Below are 20,726 nucleotides of genomic sequence, written 5' to 3'. Positions count from 1 at the left end.
GGGGTACATCATGTTCTAGTCCTCTCGACGATGGTTCGGGGTAGCGCGGGCGAGGTGGTTCAACTCAGGACGGTCAGCCGGCCGGCGAGACCGAGTACGACCGGGATCACCCCCAGACACAGAAAGGCGGGCAGAAAGCAGAGTCCGAGCGGGCCGGTGATCAGCACGCCCGCACGCTGAGCGGCGGCCTCGGCCGCGTCGTCGGTCGTGGACCGGACCCTGACCGCCAGCGCCGTGGCGACCTCCGCCAGCGCGGTTCCGGATCTGGCCGTGCGGCAGGCGGCCCTGGCCAGCTCGGCGGTCACCGGAGAGTCGCGCGCCGGTGCCCATGCCTCGGCCGGGTCCGCACCGAGGGCGAGCAGGTCGGCGGTCGCGCGCAGGGACGCCACCGCCGGATCCCGGGCCCCGTCCGCCACGGCGCGGACGGCGAGTGGCACCGGCATGCCGGAATGCAGACAAGCGGCGAGCAGGTCCCATCCGGCGGCGAGCCGCATCGCGCGGATCGGACCCGGCGCCTCGATCCGGCGGCGCCGGGCACGCCGGATCAGCCAGTAGACGGTGGCACCGGCAGGCGGGGCGGCCAGGAGACCGGCGGGCACGCCGGCAACCGCCAGAGTGACGGCGGCGGCCAGGACCGCGCAGCCTGCCGGGCCGGTGAGCCGTGGCCGGAGGACTCCCGGTGGCCGGGAGGGCCCTGACTGCACGATGGCGGCCAGCCGCCGAGCGGCCGAAGCTCCCGGAGGGAGCGCGAGGACCGCGACCGCCAGCAGGACGAGGGCCACCGGGTGTGTGGTCATCGCAGCACCGCCACGGTCGTCAACCGGACGCTCCAGGCGATCCCCGCACAGATCAGGGCGCTCCCGGCAAGCAGCAGGACCTGCCCGGCCGCCGTATCGGCGAGGACGCCGAGCGGGTGTGCCCCCATCGCCTCGCCGAGAGCCACGCCCACGACGGGCAGCAGCGCGAGGACTCCCGCGCTGGCACGCGGGCCGGCCATCCTGGCCTGCGTCTGACCGGTGAATCGCGCACTCTGCTCGACATCACGCCGCACGGAGTCGAGGAGCTCGGACAGCGGCAGGCCGTGCCGCTGGGCCAGCCCCCACGCCCGCAGCAGCTCCTCGACCACCGGCCCGCGGGCGGCGTCGCCAGGAAGGCTGCCCGGATCGACCTCGCCGCCGAGGCGAGCCGCCCTGGCGAGCACGGTGAACAACCTCGCCGTGCCGGGCTCGGCATCCACGGCGGCCGCTTCCGCCGCGGCGGCCGGATGCGCACCCGCCCGGAGTTCCGCGACCAGCGTCCGGAGGGCTTCCGCGGTCGCCTCGGCGGTCGCGGCCGTGGCCCGCGCACCGGCCCTGGCGCGGAGCTGCCGCCAGGCCGCCAGCGCGAGGAACGCGAACGCCCCGGCTCCGGCCGGGCCGAGCCACCAGCCCGCGGCGGACGCTCCGGCGACCGAGGCGGCGAGGGCGAGCCCCCGCGGCCGGGCCGACGCCGGACGGCCAGGCGCGGTGAGACGGGCGAGCCTGCGCGAAGCGAGGTCTCCCGGCCAGGCGAGCAGCGCCAGAGCCACCAGCGAGAACGCGATCGTCATCACGCCGCCCGCATTGGGGCCCGGAGCAGATCGGTGAGCAGCGCTTTCCGCGCGGTCCACTGCCCTGCCCGCCAGACGGTGACGACGTCGACGCCCGCATCACCGCGCCGCATCACGCCGATTTCGACGAGCTTGCGCTCGTACTCGTTGTCCCGCTTCATGTGCAGCACCACCTGGACCGCCGCGGCGAGCTGGCTGTGCAGCGCTTCCCGGCCGAGTCCGCCGAGCGCCGCCAGGGCCTCGAGCCGGGCGGGGACCTCTCGCGGCGAGTTCGCGTGCAGCGTGCCCGCCCCGCCGTCGTGACCGGTGTTGAGCGCGTTGAGCAGTTCGCACACCTCCTGCCCACGCACCTCGCCGACGACGAGCCGGTCCGGCCGCATCCGCAGGGCTTGCCGGACCAGTTCGCGCAACGTCACCCGCCCGGCGCCCTCGACGTTGGGCGGGCGTGCGACCAGGCGGACGAACTGCGGATGTTCCGGCTGCAGCTCACCCGCGTCCTCGACGCAGACGATGCGTTCGTGGGCGGGGACCCGGCCGAGCAACGCGGCAAGCAGGGTGCTCTTGCCCGAGCCGGTCGCGCCCGTGACGAGAAACGCCAGCCGCGCCTCGACGATGGAGTCGAGCACCGCCGCACCCGCCGCGTCGACGGTGCCGAGGCGGCGAAGCGCACCGAGGTCGTGGGCGGCGGGGCGCAGCACACGCAACGACAGGCAGGTGCCGTCCGCGGCGATGGGCGGCAGCACGGCGTGCAGCCGGATACGGCCGTGCGGTCCCGAACCCGGTAGCCAGCCGTCGACGTAGGGCTGGGCCCCGTCCAGGCGCCGCCCCGCGGCGAGCGCCAGCCTGCCCGCGAGCCTGCGGACGGCGTCCTCGCCGGTGAAGCGGACATCGGTGCGGCGCAGCCCGTGCGCACCGTCGACCCACACCTGGTCGGGCGCGGTGACCAGTACGTCGGTGGTGGCCGGGTCGTCGAGCAGCGGTTCGAGTGGGCCGGTGCCGACGAACTCCTGCCGGAGCAGGCGCAGCGCGCGGAGCACCTCGTTGTGCGTGGCGACGCCGCCGGTCTCGGCCCGTACCGCGTCGGCCACGGCGGCGGTGTCCATCTCGGCGCCCTCGCCCGCGAGACGCCTGCGGACCCGCTCGATGAGTTCGGAGTTCATCGCGCCGCCCCCGCTCCGGCGGTCTCCGCGGACAGCTCGGTCAGCACCATCGAGGCCGCGACGGCCAGTGGCCCCTTGGCCCTCGGCAGGAATTCGCCCCGGTCGATGGCGCGTTGCAGGCCGCGTTCCGAGGCCATCGAGGTGAGCAGCGGAATCCCGACCGTGTCGGCGACCTGGTCCGGTGGCAGCGTCTCGCCCGCGGGGCCGCGAACGACCACACCGCTCCGGGTGGCCGGACCTCCGATTCTGCCGAGCACGCCCGCCGCCGACAGGCTCGCCCGGACCTCGGCGGGCACGACGACGGCTACCAGGTCGGACTTCCGGAGCACGGCCCTGCCGACGGCGCCGACGTGCCGCGGCAGATCGCAGACCACGACATCACCCGCCCGCCGCCCGGTGTCCACGATCGCGGTCACCGCATCCGCGGTCGGCCCTTCACCTTCACGGGCGCAGGACACCACGGCCAGGCGCCCGTCGCCGTGGTCCCGGCCCGGCAGCGCGGCACGCAGGCCGCTGGTGGGCAGCCGCCCGGATCCCGTGCGCAGCCCTGGCCAGCGCAGCCCTCCCTCCTGCTCCATGCCCAGGAGCAGGTCGAGGCCGCCGCCCAGTTGGTCGCAGTCGACGAGCAGCGCGTCCCGGCCGGTGCGGGCAGCGGCGATGCCGACGGCCGCGGCGAAGACGGACGCCCCGGCACCTCCCCGGGCGCCGATCACCGCCAGCACCGGCCCGTGCCGGGCCCTGGTGCCTTCGAGCGCGTCCGCGAGCGCGCTGAGAAGGGTGGACTCGGCGTCGGGAAGCGCGACGACGCGCTGCACACCGAGACCGAACGCGAGCTGCCAGGTTTCCGGTTCGGGTGTGCTCTTGCAGACGAGCAGTACGCCCGGCCGGTGCTGCAGGTCCGGTGCCCGGCGGGCGGCGGTGTCGTCGAGCAGCACCAGCGGCGCATCCGCCCAGCGGGGGCGGGCCGATTCGAGGTCGGGTGCGCGCTCGGTCTCGCAACCCACCGCGGCCGCGAGCCGCAGTACCTCGTCGAGCAGTGCCTCGTCGCTGATCACGACGAGCGGTCGGTTGTTTGTCACGTGCCTGCCCCCAGTCCAACGGTTCCGTCCGGCTCCCGTGCCGTGGTTCCACCGTCCGGCTCAGCAGGCGCCGCGGGCAACGGCGCGTTCCGCGACCTGTGGACAACCGGGTGGCTGTGGACAACTGGGCGCTCGGATGCCGGTTCGCGACCGGAAGTGTCGGTGCCCGCCGGAACGATCGCGTTGCGGAATTCATGGGCGGGCTGCGCGAGAAACTCGGAGGAGAACACGAGTGTTCGTCGGAAAGTGTGACCCAGTAAGAAAAGGGGCGACCCCCGCCAGGGGGGAGGAGCGGGGGCCGCCAAGGTTCAGCCCCGGGGGGAATCGGACTGAACCGGCCTGGACTGAGCCGGGCTTCACTCCACTGTAGCTCGCGAAAGTAGCCAGTGCCGGTTTCTTGGTAATCCACAGGGAGATCGCTGCCGCGGCCTCTCTATGGTGGGACCGTGGCCGATCCCAGCAGCACGCCGACGAACGCGACGGAAGCCCGCCCGGATTCCTCCCCGGTCGCTGCCTTCTTCGACCTCGACAAGACGATCATCGCCTCGTCCAGCGCACTGGCGTTCAGCAAACCGTTGCTACGACAGGGTTTGATCAATCGTCGTGCCGCACTGAAGAGCGCATACGCCCAGCTCGTCTTCTCGCTCTCCGGTGCCGACGCGGGGAAGACCGAGCGCATGCGGGCACAGATCTCGGCGCTGTGCGCCGGATGGGACGTGGCGCAGGTCCGGTCCATCGTCACCGAGACCCTGCACGACGTCGTCGAACCGCTGATCTACGCGGAGGCGGCCGAACTGATCGCCGAGCACAAGGCGAACGGTCATGACGTGGTGATCCTGTCGGCGACCGGGGACGAGGTGGTGACCCCGATCGCCGAGATGCTCGGTGCGACCCTCAGCGTCGGCACGCGGATGCAGATCGTCGACGGCAGGTACTCCGGCGAGGTGGACTTCTACTGTTACGGCGAGAACAAGGCGCGCGCCGCCGAGCGGCTGGCCGCCGGCCGCGGCTACGACCTCACGCAGTGCCACGCGTACACCGACTCCAGCACCGACGTCCCGCTGCTGGAGGTCGTCGGACGCCCGCACGTCGTCAATCCCGACCGCGCGCTGCGCAGGATCGCGGGCGAACGGGACTGGCCGGTCTTGGCGTTCTCGAATCCGGTGTCACTGGGCAGCCGCTTCAACGCACCGTCTGCGGCCGCGCTGGCGCTCGGGGTCGGTGTCGGAGCCGTGGCGGCGGGCGCGACCTGGTACGGACTCGCGCGTCGGCGCAGGACCGACTGAACGCTCCCACCGAACGTGCTCGCGCCGCCCGCGACGGCCACCCACTCGGCGGTATCAAACCCGGTGATTTCCTTGCCACGAGGGGAAAATCGTACCTCCTGGCGACCGTCCGATCACTAGATCGTGGCTCTGTACCGGTGCACCCGCTCCAGGCCTTGAAGTGACGCGCGTCACTGAGTAGAAATGGGGGTGCGGACATCTTGTCGGCCAGGGACGCGACAGAAGATAAGTCTCGTCCACCCCGAGGGATCTCCGTGCGCGGACTCCGGGCACCCACGCGCAGCACGCCGCGGGAGGCTTGTCGTCAAGGGACTGCGTACCGGGACGCCGGACGCCGAGTCCAGGTAGGTACGACTCGAGTTGCACGCTTGGTAACCCGAGTGGCCCGCGCTCAGGCGGCGCCCGCCGGCAGCGATGCCGGCGGCGCCGCCTTTTTCGTGTCCACGTTCCGACGGCCCTGCCGCACGAATCCTCCGCTCGCGACGGGCGCCGGCGACCTCGAACGGATCCGTTCGCGAAGCTGGTCGAACGCGATTTCCTTGGTGACGCTGGATTTGCCGCGCACGGTGGGCCGAACGGCAGAACCGGCCGTTGACCAGCACCCCATTCGGTGAGTAGCTTCCCGTTGCCGGTCCGATCAGGTGAGAATCTGTCGAACGGACCGCAGACTTCGGGTCGCGCGACATCTCCGTCGAGCGCGACAGAAACTGGGAGGCAGCAGTGACCACTCGCAGCCGCAAGAGACGTGCCCTGGTGGCTTCTGTCGCTAGCCTGGTAGCCGTGACCAGCATCGCGGGCGCCGGCTTCGCCTCCGCCACGGACTCGCCGGATGCCGAGCCCCAGGCAGGCACGGCGGCCGAGAGCAAGGACAAGCTCGACAAGAAGGCCGAGAAGTTCGCCAGGGAGAAGCTCCAGGACCTCACCCTCGAGCAGAAGATCGGGCAGCTCTTCGTCGCCGACGTGTTCGGCAAGGCGGCCGACGAGGCCCACCCGACCAACCAGGAACGCTACGGCGTCGACACGCCCGCCGAGGTCGTGCAGCGCTACGGCGTCGGCGGCGTCATCTACTTCAACAACCAGGAGACCGACAACGTTGACGATCCGGCTCAGCTCGCGCGCTTCTCGAACGGCCTGCAGGAAACCGCGCTCGCCGGGCCGCAGAAGCTGCCGCTGATCCTCTCCGTCGACCAGGAAGGCGGCCGGGTCACCAGGGTCGGCAACCCCGCCACCGAGTACCCGAGCAGCATGGCGGTCGGCGCCGGACGCAGCATCGAGGACGCCACCGCCCTCGCCGCCGTCAACGGCAAGGAGCTGCGTGCCCTCGGCGTCGCACAGGACTTCGCCCCGGACGCGGACGTCAACTCCAACCCGCTCAACCCGGTCATCGGTTCCCGTTCGTTCTCCTCCGACCCGGCGCTGACCGGCGAGATGGTCGCCGCGCAGGTCGCCGGCTACCAGGACTCCGGCAAGCCCACCGAGACGGTCTCCGCCGCCGCCAAGCACTTCCCCGGTCACGGTGACGCCGCCGAGGACAGCCACACCGGCCTGCCGGTGATCGAGCGGAGCGAGGAGGACTGGCGCAAGATCGACCTGCCGCCCTTCAAGGCCGCGGTCGACGCCGGCGCCGACTCGATCATGTCGGCGCACATCACCGTGCCGAGCCTGGACCCCTCGGGGGAGCCCGCCACGCTGTCCAAGCCGATCATCGGCGGCCTGCTGCGCGAGGAACTGGGCTACGAGGGCGTCATCGTGACCGACTCCCTGCAGATGGAGGGCGTGCGCCAGCTCCACCCCGACGCCGAGGTCCCGGTGCTCGCCATCGAGGCGGGCGTGGACCAGATGCTGATGCCACCGGACATGCCGGCCGCGATCAACGGCGTCCTGGAGGCCGTCAAGAGCGGGCGGATCACCGAGCAGCGCATCGACGAGAGCGTCGTGCGGATCCTGAAGCTCAAGTGCAAGCGCGGCATCGTGGAGCAGCCGCTGGTGGACGAGAACGCCGTGGCCGACAAGGTGGGCACGCCGGAGAACCTGGAGACCATCCAGCAGCTCACCGACCGCACCACCACCGTGCTCCGCAACGACGCCGGGGTCCTGCCGTTGCAGCAGGCGCCGTCGAACGTGCTGGTCACCGGATGGAACCGAGCCGACTACCCCGGCTACCCGGCCGAGCCGGTGAACGCGCTGGCAGGCGCGATCGGCCCGGCCGCGACCGCCCTGCCCACGGGCGCCAAGCCCGACCAGGCCGCGATCGACGGTGCCGTCGCCGCGGCCGGTGACGCCGAGCTGGCCATCGTCCTGACCAACGGGCTGCGTGCCGATGAGGGGCAGCGCAACCTGATCAGCGCCTTGCAGGCCACCGGCAAGCCGGTCGTCGCGGTGGCCGTCCAGGAGCCGTACGACCCCGGTTTCGCGAATGTTCCCACCTGGATCGCGACCTATGACTGGCGCGCGGTCACCATGACCTCGCTGGCCAAGGTCATCCTCGGCGAGGTCAAGCCGACCGGAAAGCTTCCGGTCGACATCCCGGCCGGCGAGGACCCGACCCAGGTGTTGTTCCCGTTCGATCACGGCCTGAGCTGGTAGGAGCCGGAAGATGACAGTGAATCGACGTCGATTCCTCACGGCCGGCGCTCTCGCGACCCCGGCCCTGCTGGCCGCCTCGGGAGCCGGCGCGGGCAGCGCGTCGGCGGCACCGTTCGCATCGGCGGCCGCCGGCAGGCCGGGCGGCAAGGTCGTCCCGGCCGCCGACCAGCTCGCCGCGGAAGGCTGGAAACGGTTCGCGGGCCGCAAGGTCGGTGTGCTGACCAACCCGACGGGGGTGCTGGCCGACGGCGAGCACATCGTCGACTCCCTCGTCGCCGCGGGACTTCCCCCGGTGGCGGCGTTCGGGCCGGAGCACGGTTTCCGGGGCAGCGCGCAGGCCGGTGGCTCCGAGGGCGACTACCTCGACCCGCGCACAGGGGTCCAGGTCTACGACGCGTACGGACTCACCGCCGACGAGTTGGCCGCGCTGTTCACCAAGTCGGGCGTGGACACCCTGGTCGCCGACATCACCGACATCGGTGCGCGTTTCTACACCTACATCTGGTCGCTCTACACGGCGATGGCGGCCGCGACCAGGGTCGGCGCCTCGGTGATGGTCCTGGACCGGTCGAACCCGCTGGGCGGCACGGCCTACGGGCCGATGCTCGACCCGGCGTTCTCCTCCGGCGTCGGCCTGAAGCCGATCGTCCAGCAGCACGGCATGACCTCCGGCGAGCTGGCGAAGCTGTTCGACGCCGAGTTCCTGCCGGAGGACGGTGGCAGTCTCGATCAGCTCGAGATCGTCGAGGTCGCGGGCTGGCAGCGGAACTCGGTCTTCGCCGAGTCGGGTCTGGTCTGGACCCCACCCAGTCCGAACGTCCCCACCCCGGACACGGCACTTGTCTACCCGGGCACCGGGATCTTCGAGGGCACGGTGTTCTCGGAGGGCCGCGGCACCACCAGGCCGTTCGAGATCATCGGCGCGCCCGGCCTGGACTGGCGCTGGCGCGAGGACCTACAGGCCCTCGGGCTCCCTGGCGCGCACTTCCGGGAGAACTACTTCGTGCCGACCTTCGGCAAGTTCGTCGACGAACCCTGCGGCGGTGTGCAGGTGACGGTGACGGATCCGCACAAGTTCGACGCGATCCGGACCGCGGTGTCGATGATCGTCACGGCGAAGAAGATCTATCCGGACGTGTTCGCCTGGCGGCCGGACAATTTCATCGACAAGCTCACCGGCTCCGCGAGGTTCCGCACCATGGTGGACGCCGGAGCGGGCGTCGACGAGATCATCGGCTCCTGGCAGGCCGAACTCGAAGACTTCGATCGGTTGCGGCAGAACTATCTGATCTACCGGTGAGGTGCACATGCGGAGCAGGGTGACGGCGCTGATCGCGATCGCGGCGGTGGTGCTGACCGGAACGGGTGCGGGTGCCACGGCGGCTCCCGGCGAGCAGGGTGGCCACGACGGCACCGGCCGCTTCGATCGTCCGCAGCAGGGGTTCGCCCCGGCCGCGACCGAGCTGCGGGACGGTGCGCCGGAGGACGTGGGGCTCGACCCGGCTCCGATCCGAGCGGCGGAGCAGCAGCTCACCGCGTGGACCCAGCCCGATCCGGCCACCGGCCACCCGTTGTTCGCGGGTGCCGTCGGCCTGCTCGCGCATGACGGCACGGTCGTCGACACCTTCACCACCGGCTCGGCGGTGCGTTACGCCGACGCCGAGGGCACCGAACTGCCACCGGAGCAGCAGGTGCCCATGCGGGCCGACACGATCTTCGACATGGCCTCCATCTCGAAGCTGTTCACCTCGATCGCCGTGATGCAGCTCGTCGAGCAGGGCGGGATCGACGTGGAGGCCCCGGTCGCGACGTACCTGCCCGAGTTCGGCGTGAACGGCAAGGAAGCCATCACCGTCAAGCAGCTCCTGACCCACACCTCTGGGCTGGAGCCGTTCCTGAACCTGTGGAAGGACTGGCCGGACAAGCCGTCCCGGATCAAGGCGGTCATGGACGTGGCGCCCAAGACCCCGCCGGGCAGCGCCTACGAGTACTCCGACCTGAACCTGATCACGCTCGGCCTGATGGTCGAGCGGCTGACCGGCAGCCCACTGGACGCGGTGGTCGCCGAGCGGATCACCGGACCACTGGGCATGCCCGACACCGGCTACAACCCACCGGCCGAGAAGCTCGATCGCATCGCCGCGACGGAGTTCACCTCCGATCCGCCCCGCGGTCTGGTGCGCGGCGAGGTGCACGACGAGAACGCCTGGTCGCTCGGCGGGGTCGCCGGGCACGCGGGCGTGTTCTCCACGGCACGGGACATCACCGTCCTCGGCCAGGCGATTCTCAACGGCGGAACCTACGGCGGGCAGCGCATCCTCGGCGAGGAGGCCGTGCGCTCGATGCTGACGAACTACAACCAGCAGTTCCCGGAGGACTCGCACGGACTCGGGTTCGAGCTGAACCAGATGTGGTACATGGGCGCGCTGACCTCACCCGTCAGCGCCGGGCACACCGGTTTCACCGGTACCACCCTGGTCATCGATCCTCTGTCGCGCTCCGTTGCCGTCCTGCTCACCAACCGCGTGCACCCGACCCGGGACTGGGGATCAGTGAATCCGGCGCGCCAGGCCTGGGCCACCGGCCTGGCCCGCGCCATGGCGGTGCGGCCGCGACACGGCGAGGACGCCTGGTTCACCGGAATCGGTAACGCCGCCACATCGACCCTCACGACGAAGCCGCTGACGGTCCAGGGCGATGCCCGGATCGAGTTCTCCGCCTTCGTCGACTCCGAGCCGACCGACACCCTGGTACTCGAGGCCTCGCGCGACGGGGCGAACTGGACACCTGTGCCCGTCACGGCCTCCGGAGCCGGTTCGCCGGAGTCCGAGGTGGACGCACTGTCCGGAACCGGGCACCGTCAGTGGTGGAAGGTTGATGCCCGCCTGCAAGGTGAAACACTTTCCGCCCTCGGTGCGACATCTGATACCACCGGCGTCACTCCACAAGAGCAGGTAACGCTGCGCTGGCGGTACACGACCGACACGAACTACACCGGACGCGGAATCCATGTGGACGGCATCTCAGTAACCGGAAGTAACGGCACGATCCTCGACGGCGAGCGCGATACCGCTGCGTTCACCGGTGTTGACTGGCAGCTACAGGGTCGCTAGCTCCGTTGCAAAGTCGTTAGCATGAGAAGTTAACGACTGGCACCTGGTTAGCGACTTTCTTGACATCGAAGTCAGTCGCCACCAGGACCTGCCATAGCGATCTGGTTGCGTTCATCTTGAAGGGTGTGGGTAGCCTTGTCGCAAACTCCTACGGTTAGTAAGTTTCCCACGATGGCTAGTTCAGATTCCGCCCCGGAGGTCACCGCCGAGGTGCCCGAGCCGATCGCTGCCACCTCGCGTGACGCCGACTCGAGCCCGCTGGTGCGTATCCGGTCGCTGCTTCCCGGACTTGCCCGGGCGGAACAGCGCGTAGCCAAGGTGGTCCTCGACGATCCGTCGACCGTCGCCCGCCGCAGCATCACCGAGGTGGCACTCGCCGCGAACACCAGCGAGACCACGGTGACCCGCTTCTGCAAGGCCATCGGCGTCGGCGGTTACCCGCAGCTCCGCATCGCCCTTGCGGCCGACACGGCCCGCACCGAGGCACGGTCCTCCCGCAACCTCGGCGGCGAGATCGCCCTGAACGACGACCTGGCCTCCGTCGTGAGCAAGGTCAGCTACGCGGACGCCCGCGCGGTCGAGGAGACGGCCGAGCAGCTCGAGGTCGGGGTCCTGGAGCGCGTCATCGACCTGGTGGCCAACGCGGGCCGGGTGGACGTCTACGGCGTCGCCGCCAGCGCGCTCGTCGCGATCGACCTCCAGCAGAAGCTGCACCGCATCGGCCGGATCAGCTTCGCCTGGTCCGACACCCACGTGATGCTCACCTCCGCCGCGGTCCTCGGCGAGGGCGACGTCGCGATCGGCATCTCGCACACCGGCGCCACCACCGACACCGTCGAGGCGCTCCGGGTCGCCAGGGAGCACGGTGCGCAGACCGTGGCCCTGACCAACTTCCCCCGCTCCCCGATCACCGAGGTGGCCGATCAGGTTCTGACCACCGCGGCCAGGGAGACCACATTCCGATCCGGCGCGACAGCCAGCCGGATCGCCCAGCTCACGGTCATCGACTGCCTGTTCATCGGTGTCGCACAGCGGCACATGGACGAGTCGGTCAACGCGCTCGATGCCACTCGCGATGCGGTGGGCGCGCACCGGCTCGGGGTCCGCCCCGACGGCAGGCGACGGCCGCGGGAGACCGGAAAATGAGCGACAAAGTGAGGCGCATGATGACAGTGCCGCGTCAGGTGGTGCACGTCGATTCCCCCACGGAACAGCGCAATCCGAGAACGACGGGCATCGATCAGATGTCGACCGCGGGCATCCTCGCCGCGATCAACGCCGAGGACCGGCGGGTTCCCGAAGCGGTGCAGGCGGTGCTGCCGCAGCTCGCCACGGCGGTGGACTACGCCGTCGACGCGCTGCGCAGCGGACGCCGCGTGCACTACGTCGGTGCCGGCACCTCCGGCCGCCTCGCCACCCTGGACGCGGCCGAACTCGTCCCCACCTTCAACGTCCCGCCGGACTGGTTCGTCGCCCACCACGCGGGCGGCGAGAAGGCCCTCAAGCAGGCCGTCGAGAACGCGGAGGACGACGCCAAGGCCGGAGCGGCGGAGATGACGTCCTGCGTCGTTCCCGGTGACCTCGTGCTCGGTCTGACCGCGTCCGGCCGTACCCCGTACGTCCTGGGTTCGCTGCAGGCGGCCAGCCGCCGCGGGGCGCGCACCGCGCTGGTATCCGGCAACCCGGCCGCTGTCACCCCGCCGGGCCTCGACGTGCTGATCGCGGTGGACACCGGCCCGGAGGCGATCGCGGGCTCGACCCGGATGAAGGCGGGGACGGCGCAGAAGATCATCCTCACCGCGTTCTCCTCCGCGACGATGATCCGGATGGGGCGCACGTACTCCAACCTGATGGTCAGCATGCGCGCTACCAACGCGAAGCTCCGCGGCCGCACGGTGCGCATCCTCGTCGAGGCGACGGGAATGAGCCCGCACGAGTGCTCGCAGGCGCTGACCGAGGCCGACGGTGACCTCAAGGTCGCGCTGGTCCACCTGCTGTCCGGGGTGGACACCAGCGGCGCGACGGACGCCCTCGCGCGCACGGACGGCCACGTCCGCAACGCGCTGGCCTCACTGCACGTACGCGCGAGCTGACTTCGCGGGCCACCTGGTCGCCGCCGGAGAAGACGGCCAGGTGGCGGATTCCCGGGCGGCGGGCTCAGCCGGCCGCCTCGGCGATGCCGCGGGCTTCCCTGGCGCCGGCCTCGAACGCCTCGCAGCACATCAGCAACCAGTCACGCACTCCGTCCGGCTCGCCGCTCGCGAAACCGGCGAGCGCCTCGGCGTAGCGTCGCGGATGCCGGTAGCAGTAGACCTCCGGCACCGTCAGCGATTTGGGGTCGAGCCCGCTGGCCACCATCGTCAGCCGGGCAGCCGCGCGGGCCACCACCCCGTCCGCGGTACCGAACGGACGCAGGGTGAGCAGTTCGCCGTGCACTACGGCGGTGAGCACGGCCCCGGGCACCTTCGTCTCCCCGGTGCAGAGCTTCGCGAGCAGTTCAAGCCGCCGCGCCACCCCGGCGCCGGACCGGGGCCTGCCCAGCAGATCCGGGTCCTCGGTCAGGTCGGCCGCGGCCAGCAGGTGCAGACGGGCCAGCGCCTGCGAGGGCGCACGCCGCCAGGTCGGCAGCAGTCCCTCCGAGGACTCCGCCACCCGCAGCGCACCCGCGAGCACCGGATCGCCGACGTCCCCCTCGGCGGGCAGTTCCGGGTCGGCCCCGTCGATGCCCGCGGACGCCCGCGCCGCGCGCACCGAGGCCTCCGCCGCCGTCACGGACCCGCCACGCAGATTCGCGCCGAACCGGTGCACGGCGAACACTGCGTCCTGCGCGGATTTCACCGCGTCCGCAACGCCGTCGAGGTCGAGCAGCGGGGCGAGGGGATCAGTCATCCCGGCAGCCTACGAACCCGCCGAGGGGCGGCGGCGCACCGGTGGCCCGGACGACCACGGGAACTCGATCCAGCGTTCGGTACGCCGCCAGACGTAGTCGCACTTCACCGCCGAGCGGGGCTTCTCGTAGATCACCGCGCACCGGACCTCGGCGACGTGCTCGGCACAGAAGTCGTGCACGAGCTTCAACGTCGCGCCGGTGTCGGCGACATCGTCGGCCACCAGCACCTTCTTCCGGGTCAGGTCCACCGCGTTGGGCACCGGAGGCAGCATGACCGGCAGGTCAAGCCGCTGGTCGACGCCGGTGTAGAACTCGACGTTCATCACGTGCAGGTTCTTCACCTCCAGCGCGTAGCCGAGCGCGCCGGCGACGAACAGTCCTCCCCGCGCGATGGACAGCACCAGATCGGGTTCGAACCCGTCGTCGGCGACCGCTTGGGCCAGCTCGCGGCTCGCCGAGCCGAACAGTTCCCAGGTCAGTTCTTCCCGTACCTCCGCCATCGGCGAGCACCCTTTCCGCACGTGAGCCCGAACGGTCGCGAGCATACGAGCGCACCCGGCGCCCGGCCCGCGAGCATTGGCCTTCCGATCCGCCGAACGAGTGGATCTGCACCCACCCGGTGCCACGGCATACGGTTGGCGGGTGCGGGAGCCAGGTGTGCGGGAGGCAGACGTGCGGGAGACGGCGTGGGCGCCCGCGGCGGACGGCACCGGTTCGCCGTGGCGCGAGCGCCCGGTGCTGTCCGGGAGGCACGTGCGGCTGGAACCCCTTGGCCCCGAACACGCCGGGGGCCTGCTCGCCGCGGGCGGTGACCCGGCCGTCTGGACCTGGCTGAGCATGTACCCGCCGGCGGATCTGGCCGCCACCGAGGCGATGATCGACCGTGCGCTGGCCGAGGACGATCGGCTCGCCTGGGCACAGATCGACCTGGCGTCCGGGGCGGTGGCGGGCACCACCTCCTACTACGAGATCGATCCGAGACACCGCGGACTCGCCATCGGGCACACCTGGATCGGCGCACCGTGGCAACGCGGCCCGGTGAACACCGAAGCCAAGATTCTGTTGCTGCGCCGGGCTTTCGACGCTCTCGGGGCCGCCCGCGTCGCCTGGCACACCGACATCCGCAACGAACGTTCCCAGCGGGCGATCGAGCGACTGGGCGCCGTCCGTGAAGGCGTCCTGCGCGCACACCGCATCCGCAAGGACGGTTCCCTGCGCGACACGGTCTCGTACTCGATGACCGCCGGCGAGTGGCCCGCCGCCGAGGCCGCGCTCACCGCCCGGCTCCGCTGAGGCCCGGCTCCCCCGACCCGCGCCACCGGTCGGCGTTGGTCGCGGTCTTCGACCCTTCGCCGCACAGGGACGCCTCCGGCCGCAACCTCGCTGCAACCTTTGTCATCGCGTACTAACGTCGATACCGTGCCTTTCCGGCGGGTAGCCGAGACACCGCGAACCAGGAGGTCAAAGCACGATGGCCGAGCAGTCCCCAGCGTTGGACAATCTTCTCAACGAGAGCCGGACCTTTCCGCCGAGTGAGGAGTTCAGCGCGCAGGCGAACGCCACCGCCGAGCTCTACGACGAGGCGAACGCCGACCGGGACGCGTTCTGGGCGAAGCAGGCGGAGCGGCTGCACTGGGAGACCAAGTGGTCCCAGGTCCTCGACTGGTCGGGGGCCCCGTTCGCGAAGTGGTTCGTCGGCGGGAAACTGAACGTCGCCTACAACTGCGTGGACCGCCACGTCGACGAGGGGCACGGCGAGCAGATCGCGATCCACTGGGTCGGCGAGCCCGGCGACACCCGCGACCTCACCTACGCCGACCTCAAGCGCGAGGTCTCCAAGGCCGCGAACGCGCTCGCCTCGCTGGGCCTGCGGGCCGGCGACGTCGTCGCCATCCAGCTCCAGATGGTGCCCGAGGCGATCATCGCGATGCTCGCCTGCGCCCGGCTGGGCGTGCTGCACAGCGTGGTGTTCGGCGGGTTCTCCCCCACCGCACTGCGTGCCCGCGTCGACGACGCCGCCGCGAAGGTCGTCATCACCTCGGACGGTCAGTACCGACGGGGCAAGGCCGCGCCGATGAAGACGAACGTCGACGAGGCACTCGAGGGCGCCGAGTCGGTGCAGAAGGTCCTCGTCGTCCGGCGCACCGGCAGCGACCTCACCGACGAGGTGCCGTGGACCGATGGCCGCGACCTGTGGTGGCACGAGCTGGTGGACGACCAGTCCGAGGAGCACACGCCCGAGGCCTTCGACTCCGAGCACCCGCTCTACATCCTGTACACCTCCGGCACCACCGGGAAGCCGAAGGGCATCCTGCACACCTCGGGTGGTTACCTGACCCAGGCGGCGTACACGCACAACGTGGTCTTCGACCACAAGCCCGGCAAGGACGTCTACTGGTGCACCGCCGACATCGGCTGGGTCACCGGGCACAGCTACATCGTCTACGGGCCGCTGGCCAACCGCGCCACGCAGGTCGTCTACGAGGGCACGCCGAACACCCCGCACGAGGGCAGGCACTGGGAGATCGTGCAGAAGTACAAGGTCTCCATCTACTACACGGCGCCCACGCTGATCCGCACGTTCATGAAGTGGGGCAAGGAGATCCCGGAGTCCTACGACCTGTCCTCGCTGCGCGTGCTCGGCAGTGTCGGCGAACCGATCAACCCCGAGGCATGGATCTGGTACCGGGAGAACATCGGCGCGGGCAAGGCCCCGATCGTCGACACCTGGTGGCAGACCGAGACCGGCGCGATCATGATCTCCCCGCTGCCCGGCGTCACCTCCGCGAAGCCGGGTTCGGCCCAGCGCGCGCTGCCCGGCATCTCGGCCAAGGTGGTCGACGATCAGGCCCAGGAGGTCGGCAACGGCGGTGGCGGATACCTGGTGCTGGACCAGCCGTGGCCGTCGATGCTGCGCGGTGTCTGGGGCGACGAGCAGCGCTTCCGGGACACCTACTGGTCCCGCTTCGCCGATCAGGGCTTCTACTTCGCCGGTGACGGGGCGAAGTACGACAACGACGGCGACGTCTGGCTGCTCGGCAGGGTCGACGACGTGATGAACATTTCCGGTCACCGCATTTCCACCACGGAGGTGGAGTCGGCGCTGGTCTCGCACCCGACGGTGGCGGAGGCGGCCGTCGTCGGCGCCGCCGACCCGACCACCGGCCAGGGCATCGTGGCGTTCGTGATTCTGCGCGGCAACGCGAAGGACGGCGGCGACGAGGCCGTGCAGGAGTTGCGCAACCACGTGGCGAAGGAGATCGGGCCGATCGCGAAGCCACGACAGATCATGGTCGTGCCGGAGCTGCCGAAGACGCGGTCCGGCAAGATCATGCGCCGTCTGCTGCGGGACGTGGCGGAGAACCGCGAGGTCGGTGACGTGACCACGCTGGCGGACTCCTCGGTGATGGACCTGATCTCCTCCGGCCTCGGCTCCGGCAAGGGCGAGGAGTAACCGGCCGCTCGCCCCTTCGACGAGAGATCCGCCCGCCGTCACCGGCGGGCGGATTTTTCGCGTCCGGTGTCGATCCGGTCGTGCCGTGTTCGACGCGTGGGTGCACGGACCCGCGGACGCGGGAACGGCGGACGGAAGGAAACAGCCATGAAGCTGGTCGTCACCACGTTCCTCTCGCTCGACGGCGTGATGCAGGCACCCGGCGGTCCCGCCGAGGACACCAGCGGCGGGTTCGAGCACGGCGGCTGGCTGGTGCCGCACTTCGACGACACGCTCGGCGAACTGATGGACGCCGGATCCGGCGAGCTGGACGGACTGCTGCTCGGCCGCCGTACCTACGAGATCTTCGCCGCGCACTGGCCGCACGTCACCGACGAGGTCGATCCCTTCGCCTCGAAGGCGAACACCGTCCCGAAGTACGTCGCGTCCCGCACTCTCGACTCGGTCGGCTGGCACAACTCCACGCTGCTCACCGACGTGGCCGAGGAGGTGGCGAAGCTGAAAACCCAGCCGGGAGACGAACTCCAGGTACACGGCAGTGGTGAACTGGTGCGAACGCTGATGCGCCACGACCTCGTCGACGTGTACCGGCTGTTCGTGTTTCCCGTCGTACTCGGCGGCGGGAAGCGCCTGTTCGCCGAGGGGACGGTACCGACCGGGCTGCGGCTGACCGGCACGAGTGTGTCGGCCACCGGCGTCGCGATCCACTCGTACGAGCGCTCCGGCCCGCTGTCCTATGGCTCCTTCACGCTGGACACCGAGGGCGTCTGACGGGGCGTTCACGGGGCCGGGGTGGCCGAGTCCTCGGTGTCGTGCAGGTCGGCCCAGCCCAGCCCGCCATCGTCGATGTCCCGGATCAGCCCGCGCAGCCAGGTCAGTTCGGCCCGCCGGATCGTCTGCGCGTACTCGGCCTCCAGGACCACCGCGCGCGGGATACCGGCCGCGGCGACACGGACGAGATCGCCGTCGACGCGGGTCACCTGCTCGGCGAGCGCCTCCGACCGGGCGTGCAGCAGTTCGCTGGCCTCGCCGTGCGACAGGTGGCCGATGTGCGCCAGGCCCGCGGTGAACACCGGGTACTCCTCGGCCCGGGTGCCGAGGTACTCGCGCAGCAGCGAGTGGAGTTCGGCGCGTCCGGCGGCGGTGATGGCGTAGACGGTGCGCTGCGGGCGGGCGCCGCTGCGCGAGGTGCCCGCCACTTCGACGAGTCCGAGCCGGTCCAGTCGCGCGATCGCGTCGTACAGGGAGCCGCCGCGCATTCGCACGACGTCGCCCACCTGGCGCCGCCGGATCAGCGTCCGCATCTCGTACGGATGTCTCGGCCCCTCGTTGAGCAGGCTGAGCACGGCGAGTGCCAGCGGCGTACGGCGTGCGCGTTCCCCGGCCATGGCGCCAATATAGTCGAGTTCGACTGTTCGAGTCCGGTCATACGTTCGGCGGCCGACCCTGCCCGAGAGGGAGTCGAACGCATGTTCTAGGCTGTGCCCTGTCCGTAATCTCCATCCGGCAGGGAGCTGACCTTGACGACGACCGTTGATTCCTTGACACAGCAAGAAGAAACGGCAACCGAGGTCCCCGGCGCCGCAGCCAGCACGACTGAGGACACGACGACGCCCGACGCCGCGAAGGGCGCCGGCACGACCCCGGAAACGGAGTCGGAGAAGCCGAAGCGTGGCCGCCCGAAGGGTGCCGCCCCGAAGAAGACCCGGACGGTGGAGCTGACGCTCACGGTCACCGGCACCGCCGACGGCGAATGGCAGGCCGAGCTCAAGCACGGCAGCAAGTGGATCGCGCGCGGCCTGGACGTGCCCGCCGCCGCGGTCTCCCGCGCCGCCAAGGAGCTGCACGCCGAGCTGTCCGGCCCGATCGACGAGGTCATCGACGCGGCACGCGAGCAGCAACAGGCGAAGGTGGAGCAGCTCGAGGCCGAACTGGCCCGCGCCAAGCAGGCCCTCGCCGAGCTGGACAGCTAGAAAGCAGGCCATTTCCACAGATCGAGGCGGATACCGCCACGCGTACCGGTATCCGCCTCGACGACGGAAGAACCCGCACAGTCCTATGTGGACCGTGCGGGTTCTTCCCGTCTACGGGTGGCCGATCAGCGAATCCCGCCCATCAGGCGGCCGATGAACTTGCTGCCACCGGCCAGGAGCACACCGATGACGATCGAGGCCACGCCGAGAACGCCGAAGTAGGCGAACTCGTCCTCCGGCGAGTAGAACTCCGCCAGCACGCCGGACATCGAGGTTCCCAGTGCCACCGAAAGGTAGTTCAGCGCGACCATCTGGCTGCGGAACGCCTCGGGTGCCAGCTTCGTCGACAGCGAGAGCCCGACCGGGGAGAGCAGCAGTTCCGCGATGGTGAACACCAACAGGATCGCGATCATCAGGATCAACGGCGTCGTGTTGCCACTGCCGCCCGATGCGGGCAGGAACATCAGGAACGCCACGCCCATGATCACGTTGGCCATGGCGAACTTGATCGGCGTCGAGGGCTGACGAGGGCCGAGCTTCGTCCACAGTGTCACGAACACCCCGGCGAGCAGGATGATGAACACCGGGTTGATCGCGTTGATCCAGCTCACCGGCATCTCCCAGCCGAAGATGTTCCGGTCCAGCCGCTCGTCGGTGTAGATCGTCACCGCGGTGAACTGCTGCTGGTACAGCGAGAAGAACGCCGCGCTGGCAACGAACATCGGGATGAAGGAGTACACCCGCTTGCGTTCCACCGCGGTGACCTGCTTGCTGCTGAGAATCACTCCGAAGTAGACGATCGTGGCGGCGATGATCACGCCGGTGACGACGTTGGCGAGGTTGTCCGCCGTGACGAGACCGGTGAGGACCACGACCAGGATCAGCGCGACCACCGCGAGAGCGGCGACGGCGAGGGGCACGCGCTTCGCGGCGGGCAGGGGGTTGGGCACCCGCCCGGCCTCCTCACCGAGGTTCCGGCGGCCGATCGCGTACTGGACCAGCCCGGCGGCCATGCCGATCGCGGCGAGTCCGAAGCCGAAGTGGAAGCCGAGTTCCTTCTGCGCGAGCCCGGTCAGCAGCGGCCCGAGGAACGAACCGATGTTGACGCCCACGTAGAAGATGGTGAACCCGGCGTCCCGGCGTTCGTCGTCCTTCGCGTAGAGCCCGCCGACCAGCGTGGTGGCGTTCGCCTTCAGCCCGCCACTGCCGACGGCCACCGCCACCAGGCCCACTCCGACGCCGAGGAAACCGGGGAGCACGGCCAGGCTGATGTGCCCGGCCATGATGAGAACGGCGCTGTAGAAGAGGGTGCGCTCCGCGCCGAGGAGCCGGTCGGCGACCCAGGCGCCGATGATGGTGGACAGGTAGACCAGTCCGCCGTACGCGCCCACGATTCCCGCGGCGGTCGCCTGCTCGAGGCCGAGACCGCCCTCGGTGGACGAGTAGTACAGGTAGATCGTCAGGATCCCCTGCATGCCGTAGAAGGAGAAGCGTTCCCACATCTCCACGCCGAACAGGTTGGCCAGCCCGCGTGGCTGCCCGAGGAATTGTTTGTCCTGTGTCCCGGCCGAGGTACCCAAAGTGCCACTCCCTCTGG

General features: G+C 70.4%; 18 protein-coding genes. 10 read left to right on the top strand and 8 right to left on the bottom strand.

Translation table 11 applies throughout. The features are described 5' to 3' along the window. Positions 1–59: 59 nt before the first annotated feature. From CFN78_RS11245 to ssd, 4 genes are read right to left on the bottom strand one after another with little or no spacing between them, the layout of a single operon-like run. Complete coding sequence (locus CFN78_RS11245; RefSeq protein WP_094862658.1) at positions 60–797, bottom strand: type II secretion system F family protein; 738 nt, start codon at positions 795–797, stop codon at positions 60–62. Continuing rightward, complete coding sequence (locus tag CFN78_RS11240) at positions 794–1,588, bottom strand: type II secretion system F family protein (RefSeq protein WP_094862657.1); 795 nt, start codon at positions 1,586–1,588, stop codon at positions 794–796. The genes CFN78_RS11245 and CFN78_RS11240 overlap by 4 nt, the downstream gene beginning before the upstream one ends. Further along, entirely contained in the window at positions 1,588–2,748 is a 1,161-nt protein-coding gene (locus CFN78_RS11235; RefSeq protein ID WP_094862656.1) for a TadA family conjugal transfer-associated ATPase, read from the bottom strand. Before CFN78_RS11235 ends, CFN78_RS11240 begins: the two co-directional genes overlap by 1 nt. Continuing rightward, on the bottom strand, positions 2,745–3,827 hold the full coding sequence (gene ssd, locus CFN78_RS11230; protein ID WP_094862655.1) for a septum site-determining protein Ssd: 1,083 nt from the start codon (positions 3,825–3,827) through the stop codon (positions 2,745–2,747). The genes CFN78_RS11235 and ssd overlap by 4 nt, the downstream gene beginning before the upstream one ends. A 446-nt stretch (positions 3,828–4,273) precedes the next feature. Between ssd and CFN78_RS11225 the strand changes: the two genes are divergently transcribed. The 6 genes from CFN78_RS11225 to CFN78_RS11200 all read left to right on the top strand — a co-directional run bounded on the left by CFN78_RS11225 (position 4,274) and on the right by CFN78_RS11200 (position 12,905). Further along, positions 4,274–5,113, top strand: a complete 840-nt coding sequence (locus tag CFN78_RS11225; RefSeq protein ID WP_094862654.1) for an HAD family hydrolase — start codon at positions 4,274–4,276, stop codon at positions 5,111–5,113. A 780-nt stretch (positions 5,114–5,893) separates the two neighbouring features. Then, positions 5,894–7,699 (top strand): glycoside hydrolase family 3 protein, encoded by a 1,806-nt coding sequence (locus CFN78_RS11220; RefSeq protein WP_240519384.1) that lies wholly within the window; start codon positions 5,894–5,896, stop codon positions 7,697–7,699. A gap of 10 nt (positions 7,700–7,709) precedes the next feature. Then, positions 7,710–8,999, top strand: a complete 1,290-nt coding sequence (locus CFN78_RS11215; protein WP_094862653.1) for an exo-beta-N-acetylmuramidase NamZ family protein — start codon at positions 7,710–7,712, stop codon at positions 8,997–8,999. Positions 9,000–9,006: 7 nt separating this feature from the next. Further along, positions 9,007–10,812 carry a serine hydrolase domain-containing protein gene (locus CFN78_RS11210; RefSeq protein ID WP_094862718.1) on the top strand — a complete coding sequence of 602 codons (1,806 nt, stop codon included), beginning with the start codon at positions 9,007–9,009 and terminating at the stop codon, positions 10,810–10,812. A 171-nt stretch (positions 10,813–10,983) separates the two neighbouring features. After that, positions 10,984–11,958, top strand: coding sequence for a MurR/RpiR family transcriptional regulator (locus CFN78_RS11205; RefSeq protein WP_165777515.1), 975 nt, complete (start codon positions 10,984–10,986; stop codon positions 11,956–11,958). A gap of 17 nt (positions 11,959–11,975) precedes the next feature. Beyond that, on the top strand, positions 11,976–12,905 hold the full coding sequence (locus tag CFN78_RS11200) for an N-acetylmuramic acid 6-phosphate etherase (protein WP_094862652.1): 930 nt from the start codon (positions 11,976–11,978) through the stop codon (positions 12,903–12,905). Positions 12,906–12,969: 64 nt separating this feature from the next. On the opposite strand, the gene CFN78_RS11195 is transcribed toward CFN78_RS11200, so the two are convergent. Further along, a complete protein-coding gene (locus CFN78_RS11195; RefSeq protein WP_094862651.1) occupies positions 12,970–13,701 on the bottom strand; it encodes a Fic family protein in 732 nt (243 codons plus the stop codon). A gap of 9 nt (positions 13,702–13,710) precedes the next feature. After that, complete coding sequence (locus CFN78_RS11190) at positions 13,711–14,202, bottom strand: phosphoribosyltransferase (RefSeq protein WP_094862650.1); 492 nt, start codon at positions 14,200–14,202, stop codon at positions 13,711–13,713. A 172-nt stretch (positions 14,203–14,374) separates the two neighbouring features. Here CFN78_RS11190 and CFN78_RS11185 point away from each other — a divergent pair, with 172 nt between their 5' ends. The 3 genes from CFN78_RS11185 to CFN78_RS11175 all read left to right on the top strand — a co-directional run bounded on the left by CFN78_RS11185 (position 14,375) and on the right by CFN78_RS11175 (position 17,927). After that, a complete protein-coding gene (locus tag CFN78_RS11185; protein ID WP_094862649.1) occupies positions 14,375–14,995 on the top strand; it encodes a GNAT family N-acetyltransferase in 621 nt (206 codons plus the stop codon). Positions 14,996–15,173: 178 nt separating this feature from the next. Next, complete coding sequence (acs, locus tag CFN78_RS11180; protein WP_094862648.1) at positions 15,174–17,156, top strand: acetate--CoA ligase; 1,983 nt, start codon at positions 15,174–15,176, stop codon at positions 17,154–17,156. A gap of 147 nt (positions 17,157–17,303) precedes the next feature. Further along, positions 17,304–17,927 (top strand): dihydrofolate reductase family protein, encoded by a 624-nt coding sequence (locus CFN78_RS11175; protein WP_094862647.1) that lies wholly within the window; start codon positions 17,304–17,306, stop codon positions 17,925–17,927. A gap of 8 nt (positions 17,928–17,935) precedes the next feature. On the opposite strand, the gene CFN78_RS11170 is transcribed toward CFN78_RS11175, so the two are convergent. Beyond that, entirely contained in the window at positions 17,936–18,544 is a 609-nt protein-coding gene (locus tag CFN78_RS11170) for a PadR family transcriptional regulator (RefSeq protein WP_094862646.1), read from the bottom strand. Between the two features lie 153 nt (positions 18,545–18,697). On the opposite strand from CFN78_RS11170, the gene CFN78_RS11165 reads away from it, so the two are divergent. After that, complete coding sequence (locus tag CFN78_RS11165) at positions 18,698–19,129, top strand: DUF6319 family protein (RefSeq protein WP_240519383.1); 432 nt, start codon at positions 18,698–18,700, stop codon at positions 19,127–19,129. Between the two features lie 125 nt (positions 19,130–19,254). Here the strand turns inward: CFN78_RS11165 and CFN78_RS11160 are convergent, their stop codons facing one another. Further along, entirely contained in the window at positions 19,255–20,709 is a 1,455-nt protein-coding gene (locus CFN78_RS11160; RefSeq protein ID WP_094862644.1) for a peptide MFS transporter, read from the bottom strand. Positions 20,710–20,726 lie beyond the last annotated feature (17 nt).

Source organism: Amycolatopsis antarctica (assembly GCF_002262875.1).
Lineage (GTDB): Bacteria > Actinomycetota > Actinomycetes > Mycobacteriales > Pseudonocardiaceae > Amycolatopsis > Amycolatopsis antarctica.
This window is presented reverse-complemented; position numbering and strand designations above follow the sequence as displayed.